This is a genomic window from Brevibacillus sp. JNUCC-41, from assembly GCF_014844095.1.
GTDB lineage: Bacteria > Bacillota > Bacilli > Bacillales > DSM-1321 > Peribacillus > Peribacillus aracenensis.
Window position 1 is genome coordinate 1644934 of record NZ_CP062163.1, and the last position, 18829, is coordinate 1663762.

Annotated in this window: 15 protein-coding genes; 1 reads left to right on the forward strand and 14 read right to left on the reverse strand. The window is 42.9% G+C overall.

The features are described 5' to 3' along the window. Window positions 1-33: 33 nt before the first annotated feature. The 4 genes from JNUCC41_RS08160 to JNUCC41_RS08175 all read right to left on the reverse strand — a co-directional run bounded on the left by JNUCC41_RS08160 (window position 34) and on the right by JNUCC41_RS08175 (window position 3843). Window positions 34-1317 (reverse strand): UDP-N-acetylglucosamine 1-carboxyvinyltransferase, encoded by a 1284-nt coding sequence (locus tag JNUCC41_RS08160; RefSeq protein WP_192207267.1) that lies wholly within the window; start codon window positions 1315-1317, stop codon window positions 34-36. Window positions 1318-1525: 208 nt separating this feature from the next. Beyond that, window positions 1526-2176: a fructose-6-phosphate aldolase gene (gene fsa / locus JNUCC41_RS08165; protein WP_034315855.1), complete on the reverse strand. Its 651-nt coding sequence runs from the start codon at window positions 2174-2176 to the stop codon at window positions 1526-1528. 189 nt (window positions 2177-2365) lie between these two features. Then, on the reverse strand, window positions 2366-3223 hold the full coding sequence (locus JNUCC41_RS08170; RefSeq protein ID WP_192207268.1) for a class II fructose-bisphosphate aldolase: 858 nt from the start codon (window positions 3221-3223) through the stop codon (window positions 2366-2368). Window positions 3224-3471: 248 nt separating this feature from the next. Then, a complete protein-coding gene (locus tag JNUCC41_RS08175; RefSeq protein ID WP_034315860.1) occupies window positions 3472-3843 on the reverse strand; it encodes a response regulator in 372 nt (123 codons plus the stop codon). Window positions 3844-4158: 315 nt separating this feature from the next. On the opposite strand from JNUCC41_RS08175, the gene JNUCC41_RS08180 reads away from it, so the two are divergent. Then, on the forward strand, window positions 4159-4689 hold the full coding sequence (locus JNUCC41_RS08180) for a DUF2529 domain-containing protein (RefSeq protein WP_192207269.1): 531 nt from the start codon (window positions 4159-4161) through the stop codon (window positions 4687-4689). A gap of 51 nt (window positions 4690-4740) precedes the next feature. Here the strand turns inward: JNUCC41_RS08180 and JNUCC41_RS08185 are convergent, their stop codons facing one another. From JNUCC41_RS08185 to JNUCC41_RS08230, 10 genes are all read right to left on the reverse strand, one after another. Further along, entirely contained in the window at window positions 4741-6348 is a 1608-nt protein-coding gene (locus JNUCC41_RS08185) for a CTP synthase (RefSeq protein WP_192207270.1), read from the reverse strand. A 412-nt stretch (window positions 6349-6760) separates the two neighbouring features. Next, window positions 6761-7348 carry a DNA-directed RNA polymerase subunit delta gene (gene rpoE, locus JNUCC41_RS08190; protein WP_192207271.1) on the reverse strand — a complete coding sequence of 196 codons (588 nt, stop codon included), beginning with the start codon at window positions 7346-7348 and terminating at the stop codon, window positions 6761-6763. Window positions 7349-7560: 212 nt separating this feature from the next. Next, window positions 7561-7722, reverse strand: coding sequence for a hypothetical protein (locus JNUCC41_RS08195; protein ID WP_192207272.1), 162 nt, complete (start codon window positions 7720-7722; stop codon window positions 7561-7563). A 136-nt stretch (window positions 7723-7858) separates the two neighbouring features. Then, window positions 7859-11125: a fused isobutyryl-CoA mutase/GTPase IcmF gene (icmF, locus tag JNUCC41_RS08200; protein ID WP_192207273.1), complete on the reverse strand. Its 3267-nt coding sequence runs from the start codon at window positions 11123-11125 to the stop codon at window positions 7859-7861. Window positions 11126-11155: 30 nt separating this feature from the next. After that, complete coding sequence (locus JNUCC41_RS08205; protein ID WP_098370208.1) at window positions 11156-11788, reverse strand: TetR/AcrR family transcriptional regulator; 633 nt, start codon at window positions 11786-11788, stop codon at window positions 11156-11158. 111 nt (window positions 11789-11899) lie between these two features. Then, window positions 11900-13039, reverse strand: coding sequence for an acyl-CoA dehydrogenase (locus tag JNUCC41_RS08210; protein ID WP_192207274.1), 1140 nt, complete (start codon window positions 13037-13039; stop codon window positions 11900-11902). Between the two features lie 26 nt (window positions 13040-13065). Continuing rightward, window positions 13066-14202, reverse strand: coding sequence for an acyl-CoA dehydrogenase (locus tag JNUCC41_RS08215; RefSeq protein WP_192207275.1), 1137 nt, complete (start codon window positions 14200-14202; stop codon window positions 13066-13068). 35 nt (window positions 14203-14237) lie between these two features. Further along, complete coding sequence (locus JNUCC41_RS08220) at window positions 14238-15089, reverse strand: 3-hydroxybutyryl-CoA dehydrogenase (RefSeq protein WP_192207276.1); 852 nt, start codon at window positions 15087-15089, stop codon at window positions 14238-14240. Window positions 15090-15120: 31 nt separating this feature from the next. Then, complete coding sequence (locus JNUCC41_RS08225) at window positions 15121-16311, reverse strand: acetyl-CoA C-acetyltransferase (protein WP_192207277.1); 1191 nt, start codon at window positions 16309-16311, stop codon at window positions 15121-15123. Window positions 16312-16505: 194 nt separating this feature from the next. Continuing rightward, on the reverse strand, window positions 16506-18635 hold the full coding sequence (locus tag JNUCC41_RS08230; protein WP_192208094.1) for a (Fe-S)-binding protein: 2130 nt from the start codon (window positions 18633-18635) through the stop codon (window positions 16506-16508). Window positions 18636-18829 lie beyond the last annotated feature (194 nt).

Sequence of the window (18829 nt, forward strand, 5' to 3'; positions counted from 1 at the left end):
TATAGTAACACAATGAGGTAACAAGAAAAGGGATCAGCTTTTAAGCTGCTCCACTTCTTCTTGCGTCATTTCTTCACGCCAAATCGTCGCTCCCAAACCAGAAAGTTTTTCAACAAGATGGCTATATCCGCGATCTATATGTTCAAGCCCAGTCACTTCCGTAATCCCCTCAGCCATTAAACCAGCGATTACAAGAGCTGCTCCGGCACGTAAATCGCTTGCCTTCACTTTTGCCCCATGAAGTTGGACAGGACCATCGACGATGCCTGCTCTGCCCTCGACTTTGATCTTCGCATTCATGCGTCGCAGTTCATCAATATGCTTAAACCGTGCCCCGTATATCGTATCGGTCACCATGCTAGAACCGCTTGCTTTTGTTAAGAGGGAAGTGAAAGGTTGCTGAAGATCTGTTGGGAATCCAGGGTAAACCAATGTCTTGATATCAACGGCTTTATATTTTTCTCCCGGTGAGACAAATATCTGGTCATCACCCGCTTCAATATTAATCCCCATTTCCCTCAATTTGGCAGTCAATGACTCCAAATGCTGGGGAATGACATTATCGATTAGAATCCCTTCACCAACAGCAGCGGCTAAAATCATGAAAGTACCGGCCTCAATCCGATCCGGTATGATCGTATGCTTGCACCCATGCAAACTTTCCACACCATCAATACGAATGATATCCGTTCCTGCACCCTTTATTTTCGCTCCCATATTGGTCAACAGTGTGGCAACATCGATGATTTCCGGTTCTTTCGCGGCATTTTCAATCACAGTGCGGCCTTTGGCCAAAACGGCGGCAAGCATGATGTTGATCGTTGCCCCTACACTAACGACATCCAAATATATGCGTGCTCCCCGGAGCTCGTCCGCCCTAAGGTAAATGGCTCCTTGTTCATTCGTCACTTGAGCGCCTAGTGCTTCGAACCCCTTAATATGCTGATCTATCGGACGGGGTCCTAAATGGCAGCCTCCAGGCAAGCCGATCACTGCCTTTTTGAATTTACCAAGCATTGCCCCCATCAAATAATAAGAGGCACGTAACTTCTTGACCCTTCCATTGGGGAGAGGCATTGAAATCATCCTGCTTGGATTGACTGTCATTTCTCCTTCATCAAAGGATACCTCACCGCCAATTTCCTCCATTAACGCTTTCAGCATCTGTACATCCGAGATATCAGGCAGGCCTTCAATCGTTACGGGAGAGTCCGCTAAAATTGTTGCCGGAATAAGGGCAACCGCACTATTTTTTGCTCCGCTGACACGAATGCTTCCCTTTAAAGGATAGCCACCGGCAATTTTAAGTTTTTCCATAATAAACTCCCTTCCACGCTAAGCACTTAGAAGCTACTTTCAAAAGTAATATTTTACCACAGGAAAATTGCATAATCCGACAACATTTACTATCTAGTTCTTTAGTTTACACAAAAGTAGAAAATTCATGTAAAAAAAAGATAAAAATTTCTAATTTATGTTAATTTTATTAAAAAGGTGCAATCTATAGCGACTTAGCGGCAAGGCATTATGCTTCAGTACGTGAATTCCAATCGTTCAAGAAAGCTTCAATCCCTTTATCCGTTAATGGGTGGTGGAATAATTGCATTAAAACTTTATAAGGGATTGTTGCAATATGTGCCCCTTTAAGAGCCGCTTCTGTAATATGCATTGGATGGCGGATGGAAGCTGCAATGATCTCAGCATTGATATCATGGATCGCAAATATGTCGGCAATATCCGAAATTAAATCAAGTCCATTTTGGCCGATGTCGTCCAAGCGTCCTAAAAATGGCGATACATAAGTTGCTCCTGCCCTAGCTGCCAATAAAGCTTGGTTGGCACTGAAAATAAGCGTGACATTCGTTTTGACACCTTGTTTTGTAAGTGCTGAAACAGCCTTCAAGCCGTCTGGGGTCATTGGCACTTTAATCGTGATATTAGGTGCAATGGCAACGAGTTCCTTGGCTTCAGCCATCATTCCTTCAAAATCAAGCGCAATGACTTCAGCAGAAACGGATTCTTTAACAAGGCTTGTGATTTCTTTTAGCCGGTCATGGAAAGAAACTCCCTTTTCTCTTGCAACAAGGGACGGGTTAGTCGTAACGCCTGCTAAAACGCCAAGTTCGTGCGCTTGTTTGATTTCTTCCATGTTTGCTGTATCTATAAAGAATTTCATAAAATATCCTCCGTATGTAATCGATTTTTTATTTCCCTATATGCCTCTGAATTCTAATTGTTCTAAAAATGGAGCCCGGATTCAGCCCTGCATCTAAAAGAAACCATTAGGGGGGAGCCCCCCCAATGGGAATATAGCCTTTATCATCTTACATTTAAGGGGATGGAACCCTTATGTTACGTTTCTAAATTATGCTTTGCCGTTTGAACCGAATTCACGTATTTTGCCGATGACAGTTTCTTTAATGGCTTCACGGCCAGGTACCATGTATTTACGTGGATCGTACACTTCAGAATCATTATTCAAAATTTCACGAACCGCTTTTGTGAACACAATTTGATTTTCCGTATTCACATTGATTTTTGATGTTCCAAGTGAAATGGCTTTTTGGATATCTTTCGTGGGTATGCCTGTACCGCCATGAAGAACAAGTGGTTTCTTCGTTAAATCACGTACTTCTTCCATTTCTTTATAGCCTAGGTTAGGTTCACCTTTGTATGGTCCGTGAACGGATCCCAAAGCTGGAGCAAAACAGTCGACATCCGTTTCTTTAACTAACTGTTCACATTCTTGAGGGTCTGCATATACGACTCCATCAGCGATTACATCATCTTCTTGTCCGCCAACCGTGCCCACTTCCGCTTCAACCGAAACATTCCGTGCGTGAGCGAATTCGACAACCTTCTTGGTTGTTTCGATATTTTCATCGATCGGATGATGTGAAGCATCGATCATTACTGAAGTGAATCCGGCTTCGATAGCTTCCTTACATTTATCAAAACTTGAACCATGGTCAAGGTGAATCGCCACAGGAACAGTGATTTTCATGTCTTCCAACAATCCTTGAACCATCATGACAGTCGTTTTAAAACCACCCATATGACGGGCAGCACCTTCGGAAACACCAAGGATGACTGGAGATTTTTCTTGTTCTGCAGCGGCTAAAATAGCTTGAGTCCATTCAAGGTTATTAATATTGAATTGACCTACTGCATATTTTTCATCAAGAGCTTTATTAAGCATATCTTTCATAGAAACTAAAGGCATTTGATTTCCTCCTACTAGTGGATGTTATGATTTTTAAAGTTAATTCTTTCTAGATATTCCCTAAAAACAAAGTAGCATACGCTTATAAATCAGAATATCTCTCCTCTTTTAGGATATCAATACATCAAAAAAACAGCAACAATTAGCACTATTCCATGCCTCAAATTTTATTCCAAAAAAACACGGCCCATCTAAAAAAAGATAGCCGCGGCAATTTCCCCGTCAATAATATTAAATTTTCAAGACCGTTAACTTGATTGAATCGGTAAGTATTCTCGAACGGCCTTTCTAATATCATCAATATCAAACGGCTTTGCAAAATGTGTCATTGCCCCTAAATCCTTTGCTTCCTGAATCATATCAAGTTCACCATATGCCGTCATGATGATAACCCGGATGTCCGGATCGACGACTTTCATCCTTTTCAAGATCTCAATGCCATCCATTCCCGGAATCTTCATATCCAGCAATACCAGATCAGGTGAATGATTATTTAGCACTTCCAAGGCTTGAATGCCATTAGCCGCTTGAAATGTTTCATACCCTTCTTTATGTAAAACCTCGTTCAATAAAATACGAATCCCGAATTGATCATCAACAATCAATATTTTCCCTGGCATTTTATCACCTCTCCCCTTCCCGATTCATCAATAAAATATATTAGCCTATTCGGCCATAATACCCGAAAAAGGGTAGTTACATAGATTGCGTTAAATCACTTGAGGTCCAACGCATTTATTCCATCATGATTTCTATGTTCATATTCGATAATTGTAACAAAATTCCTGCCTTATGGCTAAAAGGAATTTCAATTTTTTTGTTTTTTCGACCGATTTAGTAAATTCAGTCCTTCCGGGTCAATAGCCCTGAAACCTGTCAATGCAAAGGAAAGTCCATTATAATAAGTATATTATTTTTTAAAGGAGTCCCTGATCATGTTAAAAATTTTCTCGACACAGATAAGCGGTTTATTTAAAAAAATGATTGAAAATGAGGCATTTGAAATGGAGGATGCCGGACGCTTGCTCGCTCAGGCTGCGGTTGGGGACGGTTCTGTGTTCATTCATGGTTTTGGTGAAATGCAGGGCGTCACTGCCGAGGCTTTGAATGGGGCAGAACCCTTTCCCAAGGCAAAAAGATATGAATTAGGAGAAACCATTTCCAGGGAAGATCGATTTCTTATATTCAGCCGCCATTCGGCCGATTCTGAAGCATTGATGCTGGCAAAACAACTCAAGGAAAAAGATATACCATTTGTTGCAGTTTCTACATCCGTCCCTTCTGAAGAAGATTCTCTTTTGGAGTTGGCTGACGTTCATATTGATCTACGCATCCAACGGGGATTGATTCCCGATGAAACTGGAAATCGATATGGGTACCCTACCCTCATTGCCGCTCTTTTCGCTTATTATGGGATTAAATTCACTCTTGAAGAAATCATAAAAGAATATGAAGATGAAGAATGATGTCTTCATCCAAAACAAAAAAAACAGCCACATGGGCTGTTTTTTTATTTATTAAAGGTTTTTGCCGTGCTTTAATGACATACCGACAAAATCACGGAATAGCGGCTGCGGACGGTTAGGACGTGACGTGAATTCCGGATGGAATTGAGAAGCCACAAACCAAGGATGATCTTTTAATTCAATGATTTCAACTAGACGACCATCTGGACTTGTACCGGAGAACACGAATCCTGCCTCTTCCATAGCTTGACGGTAGTGGTTATTGAATTCATAACGGTGACGGTGGCGTTCATAAACGACCTCGTCGTTGTACGCTTCGTACGCTTTAGTTCCTTCGATAAGCTTACATGGATACAGACCAAGACGCAGTGTTCCGCCCAAATCTTCTACATCCTTCTGCTCCGGAAGAAGATCGATGATTGGATCTGGAGTATCTTCCTTAATTTCAGCTGAATGCGCTTCTGGCAATCCCAGGACGTTGCGTGCATACTCGATGGACGCCAACTGCATGCCTAAGCATATTCCGAAGAATGGTTTTTTTGTCGTGCGGGCATATTCGGTCGCTGCAATTTTCCCTTCAATTCCACGATCTCCAAATCCGCCAGGGACGAGGATTCCATCTGCATCTTGAAGAAGTTCAGCAACATTTTCTTTAGTTACGTCTTCGGAATTCACCCAGTCGATTTCAACATCTGCATCAAATGCGTAACCAGCATGCTTAAGTGCTTCCACTACAGAAAGATAAGCATCTTGTAATTCAACATATTTTCCGACTAAGGCGATTTTCGTTTTCTTCGATAAAGAAGTCACCTTTTTGACTAGTTCCTTCCAATCTTCCATATCCGCTTCGCCACAGTCCAATTGCAAGTGGTCACAAACGATTTGGTCCATATTTTGTGCTTGGAGCGCAAGAGGGATGGAGTAAAGTGTATCCGCATCAAGACATTCGATAACGGATTTTTTATCGATATCGCAGAATAAAGCGATTTTATCCTTCATATCTTGTGAAATCGGGCTTTCTGTACGTGCAACGATGATATTTGGCTGAATGCCCAGACTGCGTAATTCTTTTACACTATGCTGTGTCGGTTTTGTTTTCATTTCACCAGCAGCTTTGATGTAAGGAACCAGTGTACAATGGATATACATAACATTATTGATGCCGATATCACTCTTGATTTGGCGAATCGCTTCAAGGAATGGAAGAGATTCGATATCCCCTACAGTACCGCCAATTTCAGTGATGACTATATCAGCATTCGTTTCATTGCCTGAACGGAAAACGCGTTCTTTAATTTCATTCGTGATATGGGGAATGACTTGAACCGTTCCACCTAGATAATCGCCACGGCGTTCTTTCCTAAGGACGGTTGAATAAATCCTTCCTGTAGTCACATTACTGTGTTTACCAAGGTTGATATCAATGAAACGCTCATAGTGTCCCAAATCCAAATCCGTTTCAGCACCATCATCCGTTACAAACACTTCACCATGTTGATATGGACTCATCGTACCAGGATCCAAGTTAATATAAGGGTCAAACTTCTGGATCGTAACATTCAATCCCCTATTTTTTAATAATCTACCTAAAGAAGCGGCCGTTATCCCTTTTCCCAAGGAAGAAACTACTCCACCTGTCACAAAAATATATTTTGTCATCTTATATCCTCCTATAGAATGTTTTCTTCCAATTCTGTTCTTCATATCATTGAATCGGAACCTGAATCGAATCTTCCGCCACATGGGCGGTTAAAAGCTAAAAAACCGTAAACCAGTACAAACCATTAATCACTTAAAGGTCTTTAGAGAGAGTCATGCAGGATACATGAACAAGAATAAATTTCCTTAAATGACGTAAACATAATAATGTTCTCTATAGTTTTTACAATTCTACGAGAAATCATTTTTAAAAATAAAAAAATGATGTCATTTATTCATTCCATCATTAAAAACAAAAACGCTCCGCTTACAATAAAAGTAAGGGAGCGATATAATTTAATCATTGTGTCCTTTTTTAAGGAGCCCAAAAATGATTCTACAAATTTCGCCTCAAAAAGTCAAGGGCGATTATTTATTTCTCATCCTCTTCATCCAAGTCATCTGCGTCTTCATCTTCATCTTCATCTTCATCATCTTCCAGGACAAATGCATCATCTTCGATTATTTCTTCTTCCAGATCGTCGTCATCATCCACGTCATCATCCAAAAGCACTTCGTCGATGACTGGAGAACCTAGAATATCATCATCGTCGTCATCTTCATCCTCGTCCAGATCATCGATATCTTCTTCAAAGTCAAGGTCTTCGTCTTCCAGTTCATCGAAATCGTCGATAACGACGGCAGCCTTTTTGGCTTTCTTTTTCTTTTTAGGTTTTACAACATGTACGACTTCTTCTTCAATTTGGTCAACCGGGTACCATGTTTTCAATCCCCAGCGGTTATCTCCAAGTGAAGTGAAACGGCCATCCACATTTAAATCCGTATAGAATTGTGCAATTTTCTTTTCCACTTCCGCTTTAGATAAATGGTGCAGCGAAGCTAATTCACTAATTAAGTCTTTAAATGGAATCGGTTCATTTCTTTCCACTAACAAATCATATGCCATCTCTATCAAGGACATTTCCAACAATTGCTCTTTTGAGTATTGTTTTAAACTCAAATTCCGCACTTCCCTTCTCTATTCAAACACTGAATTCCGTGTTTTTTCACATAAAAAAATAATCTAAAACAGTATTTCGATAAAATAACGACAATTCCTGCTAGACATATACTCCATTATAAACAATCTAAATGGGTTTATGCTAGTTCTATATGATACTTTCACACATTTACCTAATTGTCTATCATTCAAAGGAAACCAAAAGGTATAGATCATTCCTTTTTCTTTTTGGATTTCTGATGATAGGCTGCAGTAAAAAAGACAACCGTCAGAATAAAAAAAGAAATGGCGCCCAGTTGATGCTCATACAGTTCAAATAAAAAAATGATGGCAAGAATGTAACCTATGATTAATCCAATCATTTTCAGGTTCATTTCCTCAACTCCAATAGGGCTGATTCTTCATTTTTGCCCCTTTTCCAAATAATTATAAGGTAAAATCTTCATTTTGTTAAAAAAGAGGGGAATTATTTAAAAAAGAGGCCCCTAAACGTTCGGGCCCCTTCTTGATTTACATATTCCTTCGATATTGACCGCCTACATCATAAAGCGCCCTCGTTATCTGACCCAGACTGGCCACTCTCACGCAGTTCATGAGTTCGGCAAAGATATTTTCCCCATTCATTGCTGCCAATTTCAGTTTAGTTAGCGCCTCATCCGAGAACTCCTTATTTCTTTCCTGGAATGCCCGGAGATTCATGATTTGCCCTTCTTTTTCATCCTTTGTTGCACGGGCAATTTCCATGCTATTCACCGCTTCTTCGGAAGGAGGATTTGGATTCAAATACGTATTGACACCAATGATCGGCAATTCTCCCGTATGCTTTTTCATTTCGTAATGCATCGATTCATCCTGAATTTTCCCGCGCTGATACTGCGTCTCCATTGCACCCAGGACACCGCCTCGATCGTTGATGCGATCGAACTCTTGCAGGACGGCCTCTTCAACCAGATCCGTCAATTCCTCTACGATGAAGGCACCTTGCATCGGGTTTTCATTTTTTGAGAGACCATGCTCCTTTGTAATGATCATTTGTATGGCCATTGCGCGGCGCACGGATTCTTCGGTAGGCGTCGTGATGGCTTCATCGTACGCATTAGTATGCAGGGAGTTACAGTTATCCTGCAGTGCCATTAAAGCCTGAAGCGTCGTTCTGATATCATTAAAATCAATTTCCTGCGCATGAAGGGAGCGCCCAGAAGTCTGTATATGGTATTTGAGCTTCTGGCTACGGTCATTCGCACCATATTTATCCCTCATGACTGTCGCCCAAATCCTTCTCGCCACCCTCCCGATAACCGTATATTCCGGGTCGAGTCCATTTGAGAAGAAGAACGACAAATTCGGGGCAAAGTCATCAATATTCATTCCTCGACTTAAATAATATTCGATGTAAGTAAAGCCATTCGCTAATGTAAAGGCCAGCTGTGAAATGGGATTGGCACCCGCTTCTGCAATGTGATAACCGGAAATGGATACAGAGTAGTAGTTCCTGACTTTCCGATCGATGAAATATGCTTGAATGTCCCCCATTAACCTTAAAGCAAATTCCGTAGAGAAGATGCATGTATTCTGACCTTGGTCCTCTTTCAGAATATCCGCTTGAACAGTTCCGCGTACCGTTTGAAGGGTATAAGCCTGCACTTCTTCAGCTTCGGCTTCAGTAAGGGGACGGCCCAACTCTTCTTCTTTCCGTTGAATCTGCTGATCGACTGCAGTATTCATATACATGGCCAAAATGATTGGTGCCGGTCCATTGATGGTCATGGAAACAGATGTTGAGGGGTGGCAAAGGTCAAAGCCTGCATACAGCTTTTTCATGTCATCCAACGTACAGATGCTGACTCCGCTTTCCCCTACCTTTCCATAGATATCAGGCCGGTGATCAGGGTCCTCGCCATATAAAGTTACAGAATCGAAAGCCGTACTAAGCCGTTTAGCGGTATCATCCTTTGACAAATAATGAAAACGCCTGTTGGTTCGGTCGGGCGATCCTTCACCGGCAAATTGCCGCTTCGGGTCTTCCCCTTCACGCTTGAATGGAAAGACTCCCGCTGTGTAAGGAAAGAAGCCCGGAACGTTTTCACGGAATACCCACCCTAAGATCTCTCCATAATCCACGTATTTAGGAAGTGATACTCTCGGAATCATTAAACCTGATAAACTTTTGGTTTTCAGCTTTGTTACGATTTCTTTATCCCTGACTTTCGTTACAAACTGCTCTCCTGCATACTTTTCTTTTAAATCCATCCATCCAGAAAGGATTTTTTTAGATTCAGGTGATAAATTCAAAGCGGTTTCCTTTTTCAATTTTTCTAAAGAAGACACCATCTCATCGTTGTTATCATTTTCCTTAATTGCATCAATTGCCCCTTCAAGCTGGAAAAGCCTCCGGGCAATACGTACCTGGTCAGCCGCACGCTTATGATACGATCTGACCGTATCACTGATTTCACGTAAATAATACCGACGGTCATTAGGAATGATGACATTTTGCTTGTAAACATCCGCTTCTTTCGAAAAGGACGTACTCCAAACCGTCCCTGATTTTTCATTAAGCTTTTCAATCAGGGCAGCGAATAATGCATTGGTGCCCGGGTCATTGAATTGGGAAGCGATCGTACCGTATACTGGCATTTCCGATGGATCTTGATCAAAAAGTGTACGGCTCCTTTGGTATTGCTTTTGAACTTGGTTTTTTGCATCCTCGGAGCCTTTGCGTTCGTATTTGTTAATGACTATCAAGTCTGCATAATCAATCATATCGATTTTTTCAAGTTGAGAAGGTGCACCGAATTCACTCGTCATTACATACATGGATACATCGCATATTTCTGCAATTTCTGCATCTCCCTGACCAATTCCGCTCGTTTCGACGATGATTAAATCGAAGCCAGCTGCCTTCACGACTGAAATGGCATCTTTTATCGCCAAAGACAACTCACTTTTTGAATGGCGCGTGGCTAGGCTCCTCATATAAACGCGCTCTGAAAAGATCGAGTTCATCCTGATCCTGTCACCCAGCAGGGCACCGCCCGTTTTCTGTTTGGTCGGGTCCACAGATAGGATGGCGACTCTCTCGTCTGGAATTTCGTTAATGAACCTTCGTATCAATTCATCCGTCAATGAACTTTTTCCAGCGCCGCCAGTCCCTGTAATTCCTAGAACGGGAACCTTCTTTTCGGAAGTCTTGATCTGCTCAAAAAGACTCTCCACCGCTGCCGCTGATTCCTGTAAAACATCGAGTCTATTTTCGGCAAAGGTAATAAATTGGGCAATGGCATTTGTTCCCCCAGCAATCAATTCATCAAAACGTTCTTGTAAAGATGGTTTGACTGTCGAGAAATCACATTCCTCCATCAATACGTTTATCATTCCTTGAAGCCCATATTCCCGTCCTTCATCAGGCGAAAAAATACGGGCAATCCCATAATCATGCAGTTCTTTAATTTCCCTTGGGATGATGACCCCGCCGCCCCCGGCAAAAATCCGAATGTGCTCGGCTCCCTTTTCCTTCAGCAGGTCATACATATATTTAAAATATTCCACATGTCCGCCTTGATAAGATGACATGGCTATGCCTTGAACATCTTCCTGGATGGCCGCATTCACGATCTCTTCTACCGAACGATTATGACCTAGGTGAATAACTTCCGCCCCGCTGGACTGAAGGATTCTCCTCATTATATTGATGGATGCGTCATGCCCATCAAATAAACTCGAAGCTGTGACGAATCTAATATGGTTCTTCGGTTTATACACCTCAACTGTACTCATATAGCTCCTCCTTATTGAAACTTATTTATATCAGTGCTTTTTGGAACCCGATACATTTTGAATCAATAATTGCGTCTGCAGTTCAACATACTCTTGAAGCGTATACTGTTTATGCAAAGCCCATCTTCTAAAACTCCACATCTGTCCCTGAACGAAAATGTTATGTGAAACAAGGCTTATTTGTTTTTCCGTTAACGAGAGCTCCCCATTCTCGACACATTTCGTTATCACTTTTTCGAACATGCCAACCATACGAATTTCTTTGTTCAGAACATATGGTAAAGCATCTTTCGTCAGGGCCTTCACTTCCTGATACATGACCAGCACTTCGTCCTGCATATCATCCATCACTTTATAAAAATAGGCGATCGTCAGCTTCAAACTTTCAAGTGTCCCGTCACTCTGTTCTATTTCTTTCTGAAGCTTTTCCTGGACTTCATCATAGATAAAGTCACAAACGAGATATAATATATCTTCCTTGGTTCGGATATATTCGTATAACGTGCCAATACTAAAGCCTGCAGCTTTGGCAATTTCCCTGGTAGTCGTACGGTGAAATCCCTTTTCCTTAAAAAGGGTAACTGCTCCTTTAATCATTTGTGTACGCCTTTTTTCAACCAGCCGCTCATCCTTTACAGATGCAAGAACCTCTCTTTTTTCCATTTCCAAACTCCTTTTGAAAGCCCGTTATTCAATTTTCAAAGACATTCTGAAGAAATTGAAAAGGGAATTCCGGTAAAGGCAGTGCCTCATCGGAAAACCTCAGTTTCAACCTTATTTAGTAACCATACGTGAGATGACCAGCTTTTGAATTTCCTGTGTACCCTCGTAAATCTGGGTTATTTTCGCATCGCGCATATACCGCTCCACTGGATAATCCTTTGTATATCCATAACCCCCGAAAACCTGCACGGCCTCCGTCGTCACTTTCATTGCTGTATCACCAGCAAAAAGTTTGGACATCGCCGATTCTTTTCCATAAGGAAGGCCCACTGATTCCAACCACGCTGCCTGATAGGTTAATAGCCTTGAAGCCTCAACACCCGTTGCCATATCCGCCAATTTAAAACCGATTCCTTGCTGTGCAGAAATTGGCTTGCCGAATTGGACGCGCTCTTTTGCATAATCAACCGCGGCATCCAATGCACCTTGGGCTATGCCTACAGCTTGGGCTGCAATTCCATTACGGCCGCCATCAAGCGTCATCATCGCAATTTTAAAGCCTTCTCCTTCTTTTCCAAGGAGATTTTCTTTAGGCACTCGACACTCATCAAAGATGATTTCCGTGGTCGGTGATGAACGGATTCCAAGCTTCTTCTCTTTTTTACCAACACTGAAGCCTGGGAAGTCCTTTTCAATGATAAAAGCACTCGTTCCTTTTTGTTTCGATTCAGGGTCCGTCAATGCAAAGACGACATATGTATCCGCGATCCCGCCGTTCGTAATGAAGATTTTTGAACCGCTTATGACATATTCATCACCTACAAGCTTTGCAGTCGTCCTCATACCGCCTGCGTCTGAGCCTGAGCTAGGTTCAGTCAGTCCGTATGCACCGATTTTTTCACCCTGTGCCATCGGGCGAAGGTATTTTTGTTTTTGGTCTTCAGACCCAAATTTATATATTGGCCATCCTGCGAGCGAAGTATGGGCTGATAAAGTCACCCCAGTGGATGCGCAAACGCGGGAAAGTTCCTCAATCGCTATGCAATATGCTAAGTAATCGCTGCCGATTCCGCCGTATTCCTCAGGCCATGGAATCCCAGTCAATCCAAGCTCAGCCATTTTATCGAAGATCTCACGGTCAAATCGTTCTTCTTCATCCCTCTCGGCAGCGGTCGGAGCCACTTCATTCTGGGCAAAGTCGCGCACCATTTTCCTGATCATTTCATGTTCTTCCGTTAGTTTAAATTGCATGAATATGCCCTCCAAATTTTTCGTGATTATAGATTCTTACTGATGACCATTCTCTGTATTTCGCTGGTACCCTCATAAATTTCAGTTACCTTTGCATCCCTGAAATAGCGTTCAACCGGATATTCGGTTGTATATCCATAGCCTCCGAACACTTGGACCGCTTCTATCGCCACATCGACAGCCGTTCTCGAAGCGAATAACTTAGCCATTGCCGCCTCTTTACCGCACTTCGATCCCTGCGAGCGTAAATAAGCCGCCCGATAGACCAGTAGCCTCGAAGCCTCTATGCCCGTTGCCATTTCGGCCAGTTTGAAACCAACTCCTTGTTGTTGTGCAATAGGTTTGCCGAATTGCACCCTGTCTTTTGCATATTTGACAGCATGTTCCATGGCACCCTCAGCAATTCCCAGCGCTTGAGCGGCAATCCCGATCCTTCCAGCATCCAGGTTGGCCATTGCGATCTTAAAGCCCTCACCTTCTTTGCCAAGGAGATTGGCTGTAGGGATTTTCATATCCTCGAACGTTACCTGCACGGTGCTCGAGCCATGAAGGCCCATTTTACGTTCATCTTTGCCGATGATTAAGCCCGGCGTCCCTTTTTCCACGACAAAAGCAGAGATTCCCTTGCTTCCCTTCTGAGGGTCGGTTGAAGCAAAAACAATAAACACATCCGCTTCCCCGCCATTGGTGATAAAAACCTTGGACCCATTTATTCGATATTCTCCGCCTTCCTTGACTGCCACTGCCTTCGATTTCAAACTCGCAGCATCGGAACCTGAGCTTTGCTCAGTCAAGCAAAAGGCGCCTAAATATTTACCAGCGGCTAACTTGGGCACATACTTTCGCTTCTGCTCTTCCGTTCCAAAATAAACGATTGGATTTGTTCCAACAGAAGTATGTACGGACAGTATGACACCGAGAGTGGGACTTACTTTGGAAATCTCATTGATGGCAATGATATAAGACATGAAGTCCATACCCGCGCCACCGTATTCTTCTGAAATCGGAATTCCCATCAAACCAAGCTCACCCATTTTTTGCAGAATCGCTTTTGGAAACACGCCTGTTTCCATTGCCTCGATATGAGGAGTGATCTCTTTCTCCGCAAAAGCGCTTACCATTTTCCGCATCATTTCCTGTTCTTCTGTAAACTTGAAATCCATCCTTCATCCCCCCATAGCTGCACATCTTTCCATGATTAGTTATATTCGTAAAAGCCCCGTCCTGATTTCTTGCCTAGCCACCCAGCTTTTACATATTTCCTTAACAGCGGACACGGTCGGTATTTATCGTCTCCCAGCCCTTGGTGAAGGGTTTCCATTATATACAAGCACGTGTCCAGCCCAATGAAGTCAGCTAGAGTAAGCGGGCCCATCGGATGGTTCATTCCCATTTTCATTACGTCGTCGATCGCCTCTTTAGTAGCTACGCCCTCATATAGTGTATAGATGGCCTCATTGATCATCGGCATTAAAATCCGATTAGCTACAAAACCTGGAAAATCATTGACTTCCACCGGTACCTTGTTCAAGGATTCAGCCATCTTTTCGACTTCTTTATAAACTTCATCCGATGTAGCAAGGCCTCGAATGACCTCAACCAGCTTCATGACTGGAACGGGGTTCATAAAATGCATGCCAATTACCTTTTCCGGCCTTTTCGTGGCAGCGGCTATCTCGGTTATCGGAAGCGAAGAAGTATTGGAGGCAAGAATGACGTGTTGCGGTGTGATTTCATCCAGCTCGGCGAATATTTTTGTTTTTATTTCCATGTTTTCCACCGCAGCTTCAATCACTAAATCTACCTCAGCCGCATTTTTCAAATTCGTCGATGAAGTCAACCGGGAAAGGATTGCATCTTTCTCCCCGGATTCCATTTTCCCTTTTTCAACCTGACGGGAAAGGTTCTTGGTAATTGTCCCTAACCCCTTTTCCACATATTCAACTTTTAAATCGTGTAAAAGAACTTCGTAACCGCTCATTGCACAGACCTGGGCAATGCCAGATCCCATCTGTCCCGCACCAATGACCATCACTTTTTGAATGCCCATGAAAATCCCCCCTCATTTATCTATGAAACTATTATCCTTCCTTAGGCACTTCAATTAAAATGGCATCTCCTTGACCGCCGCCACTGCAGATCGCTGCGATGCCCAATCCCCCTCCGCGGCGTTTCAGTTCATGCATCAGCGTTATGATGATGCGGGCACCACTCGCCCCGATTGGGTGACCTAATGCTACAGCCCCTCCATTAACATTCACTTTTCCCGGCTCGATGTTGGCAATTTTCCCACTGGCCAGTGCAACCGCTGCAAATGCTTCGTTCACTTCAAACAAATCAATTTCCTCTATCGATTTATCTGTCTTCTTAAGGAGTTCATTTATGACCAAACCTGGCGTTTTAGGGAAGTCCTTTGCTTCCACCGCTACTTCTGCATGACCTAAAATATAGGCAAAAGGTGTTTTCCCTTCTTTTTCCGCACGTTCCTCACTCATCAATACGAGTGCACCTGCCCCATCATTGACACCTGGTGCATTACCTGCCGTAATGGTCCCCTCATTATTGAAGGCTGGACCTAATTTAGCTAACTTCCCGGCAGTTGTATCTTTTCTAGGAGCTTCGTCATGTTCGATGGTAATTGGTTCGCCTTTTCGTACCGGCACCTGTACGGAAATGATTTCTTCTGCGAGAATACCGCCATCGATTGCCTTTATCGCTTTTTGATGGCTCTCGTAAGCCCAGCTATCTTGTTCCTCACGGGTGATTTCAAGATCCTCGGCAGTACTGTTTCCGTAAGTCCCCATATGGACGCCCGTAAAGCTGCAGCTTAGTCCATCCGAAATCATCGTATCCCTCAGTTCCCCATCACCCATCCTTAGTCCCCACCTTGCTTTCGGAAGGATATAAGGCGCATTGCTCATCGATTCCATTCCGCCGGCAACAATGATTTCTTCTTCTCCTAAGCGAATGATCTGATCAGCCAATGTGACGCTGCGAAGTCCTGATGCGCATACTTTATTAATGGTTTCCGTTTTCACTTCCCAAGGCAATCCAGCATGTCGGGCCGCCTGACGGGACGGTATTTGGCCTTGGCCTGCTTGAAGCACGTTCCCCATGATGACCTCGTCTACCAGGCCGCCTTCGATCCCTGCCCGAACAAGTGCCTCTTTGATCGCTATTCCACCAAGTTGTGATGCCGTCAAACTGCTAAGACCACCGCCAAATTTACCAAAAGGTGTTCTCACACCGCTAATAATCACTGTTTTCGCCATCATTATTTCCCCCTATAAGTAACATTGATTGAACGCTCGCTCAATTTGGAGTAAAAAAAATAGTGTTGTAAGCGCTTTATAATATATTATATTACACATTATTCTCAAAAATGAAAATATTTAGTTTATAAAATTTGAAAATATTGCCTGCTTCCATTTGATCTAACCATTTAGAAGAAGCAGGCAATTTAAAATTAAGAGGCAATCGATTTATTTTCACCAATGACCGCTTTTTCCAGTAGTTCAGCTACATCATACGTTTTAACATTTTCCTCAACTTCTTTTGCTTTCGTCCCATCAGATAGCATGGTCAGGCAATAAGGACACCCTGAACTGATCACTGTTGGACTGACGGCTAGCGCTTGTTCGGTACGGGCCACATTAATGCGGTTTCCTGTTTCCTCTTCCATCCACATCAAACCGCCTCCAGCTCCACAGCACATTCCCTTCTCGCGATTACGCTCCATCTCAATAAGTTTCACACCATCGATGGACTGCAAGATTTCACGAGGCGGGCTGTAAACTTCATTGTACCTTCCCAAGTAACAGGAATCGTGAAATGTAATCGTCTCATTCACGGGATACTGAGGCACCAACCTGCCTTCACTGACAAGTGTGGCTAACAGTTCAGTATGATGGTACACTTCCGCTTCCAAGCCAAAATCCGGATACTCATTCTTAAAGATATTGTATGCATGCGGATCGATCGTCACGATTTTCTTGATTTCATTCTTCTGGAATTCTTCTATATTTTTCATTGCAAGCTCCTGAAAGACAAACTCATTACCCAATCGACGCGGAGTATCCCCTGAGTTTTTCTCCTTATTTCCGAGAATTGCAAATTTGACGCCCGCTTCATTCAATAGTTTAGCAAAGGAAAGGGCAATCTTCTGGCTACGGTTATCGTACGATCCCATTGAACCTACCCAGAATAAATACTCGAATTCTTCGTCTGCCTTTTTCAATTCCTTCACGGTAGGTATGCTGACATCTTCCCGAAGGCTTCGCCAATCTTCCCTCTCTTTACGGTTCAGTCCCCACGGGTTTCCTTGACGCTCAATATTCGTCATGGCACGTTGCGCATCGGGATCAAGTCTGCCCTCTGTCAACACTAGGTAACGGCGCATATCGATGATTTTGTCGACATGTTCATTCATTACCGGGCATTGATCTTCACAATTCCGGCATGTAGTACAAGCCCAAAGCTCTTCTTCCGTTATGACTTCGCCAATCAGGCTCGGACTGTAAGCCTCGGTTGCTGCAGCAGATTCCTGCGCCCCCTGTGCGGCACCAGCCAAAGCTATCTTATTTCCCTTCGTATTCCCAAAAACAAAAGATGGCACCCATGGCTGCTTCGTTGTAACGGCAGCGCCTGTATTTGTTAAATGGTCACGCATCTTGATTATGATATCCATCGGTGACAGCATTTTACCGGTGCCTGTAGCCGGACACATATTCGTACAGCGCCCGCACTCCACACAGGCATAGAGGTCCACCATTTGGTACTGCGTCAAATCTTCAATATATTTGGCACCGTAATATTGGTTGCCTTCTTTGTCGAAAACCTCTTCTTCCAAATCAACCGGTTTCAATTTCCCCGGATTGTCCAGCCGGTTCAGGAAAACATTTATTGGACCGGCAATCAAGTGTGCATGCTTAGATTGCGGGATATAAACAAGGAAAGATAATATGATCAGTAAATGCAGCCACCAAGCTACATAAAAAACGACTGTTGCCGCTGTTGACCCCATCCAGCCGAATAGGAAAGCGATGCTTGATGCGACTGGCTCTGACCAAGTTGCATCGTGTCCATGCCAGATCATTCCCATTCCATTCCCCAGTAATACGGTGATCATGATACCGGTGATGAAGATGACAACCAAACCTGCTTTGAAATCCCTTTTCAAGCGAACGAGCTTTTCGACATAACGGCGGTATGCCGCCCACAGGATTGCAACAAGAACGGTAAGCGTCACAATTTCCTGAAAAAAAGTAAAGGCTGGATAAACAGGGCCAAACGGTAAATGCCACCCCGGTCTTAAGCCTTTAACGAAAAAGTCAAGTGCACCAAATTGCACTAAAATGAAACCATAAAATAACATGGCATGAATGATCCCGCTCTTTTTATCTTTAAAGAGCTTCTTCTGTCCAAATACATAAACCCCTATTTTAACAAGACGATCTTTCACACGGTTATCAAATTCCACTTTTTTGCCAAGTTTTATATAAGCTATACGGGTCTTTATCAAGTAGACAAACAAACCGGCGGCGTAAGCGGTTACAAGCAGGAATGCAACTAAGTTGATCCACAGTAAACCATTCATTTCCATGCAGACTTTCCCCCTCTTTAGTAAATTGCAAAATGCCAGGTACCTTTTTGGGAAATTTGGCATTTTTCTGAAATTTAATTAATTCCATTATATAATGAATGAGCATTCAGTCAACTTTTTTCTTTCTAAAACCATTTAATTTTTCTGCATCTTAATATTATAATTCGACAGTTTCTCGTATTACCCTT

Excerpts from the sequence above, each read along its gene's own strand:
- fsa (WP_034315855.1), bottom strand. The coding sequence starts at position 2,176 with ATGAAATTCTTTATAGATACAGCAAACATGGAAGAAATCAAACAAGCG.
- JNUCC41_RS08225 (WP_192207277.1), bottom strand. The coding sequence starts at position 16,311 with ATGGCGAAAACAGTGATTATTAGCGGTGTGAGAACACCTTTTGGTAAA.
- JNUCC41_RS08195 (WP_192207272.1), bottom strand. The coding sequence starts at position 7,722 with ATGAACCTGAAAATGATTGGATTAATCATAGGTTACATTCTTGCCATC.
- JNUCC41_RS08170 (WP_192207268.1), bottom strand. The coding sequence starts at position 3,223 with ATGCCTTTAGTTTCTATGAAAGATATGCTTAATAAAGCTCTTGATGAA.
- JNUCC41_RS08220 (WP_192207276.1), bottom strand. The coding sequence starts at position 15,089 with ATGGGCATTCAAAAAGTGATGGTCATTGGTGCGGGACAGATGGGATCT.
- JNUCC41_RS08160 (WP_192207267.1), bottom strand. The coding sequence starts at position 1,317 with ATGGAAAAACTTAAAATTGCCGGTGGCTATCCTTTAAAGGGAAGCATT.
- JNUCC41_RS08180 (WP_192207269.1), top strand. The coding sequence starts at position 4,159 with ATGTTAAAAATTTTCTCGACACAGATAAGCGGTTTATTTAAAAAAATG.
- JNUCC41_RS08205 (WP_098370208.1), bottom strand. The coding sequence starts at position 11,788 with ATGGAAAAAAGAGAGGTTCTTGCATCTGTAAAGGATGAGCGGCTGGTT.
- JNUCC41_RS08185 (WP_192207270.1), bottom strand. The coding sequence starts at position 6,348 with ATGACAAAATATATTTTTGTGACAGGTGGAGTAGTTTCTTCCTTGGGA.
- JNUCC41_RS08230 (WP_192208094.1), bottom strand. The coding sequence starts at position 18,635 with ATGAATGGTTTACTGTGGATCAACTTAGTTGCATTCCTGCTTGTAACC.
- JNUCC41_RS08210 (WP_192207274.1), bottom strand. The coding sequence starts at position 13,039 with ATGCAATTTAAACTAACGGAAGAACATGAAATGATCAGGAAAATGGTG.
- JNUCC41_RS08215 (WP_192207275.1), bottom strand. The coding sequence starts at position 14,202 with ATGGATTTCAAGTTTACAGAAGAACAGGAAATGATGCGGAAAATGGTA.
- JNUCC41_RS08175 (WP_034315860.1), bottom strand. The coding sequence starts at position 3,843 with ATGCCAGGGAAAATATTGATTGTTGATGATCAATTCGGGATTCGTATT.
- icmF (WP_192207273.1), bottom strand. The coding sequence starts at position 11,125 with ATGAGTACAGTTGAGGTGTATAAACCGAAGAACCATATTAGATTCGTC.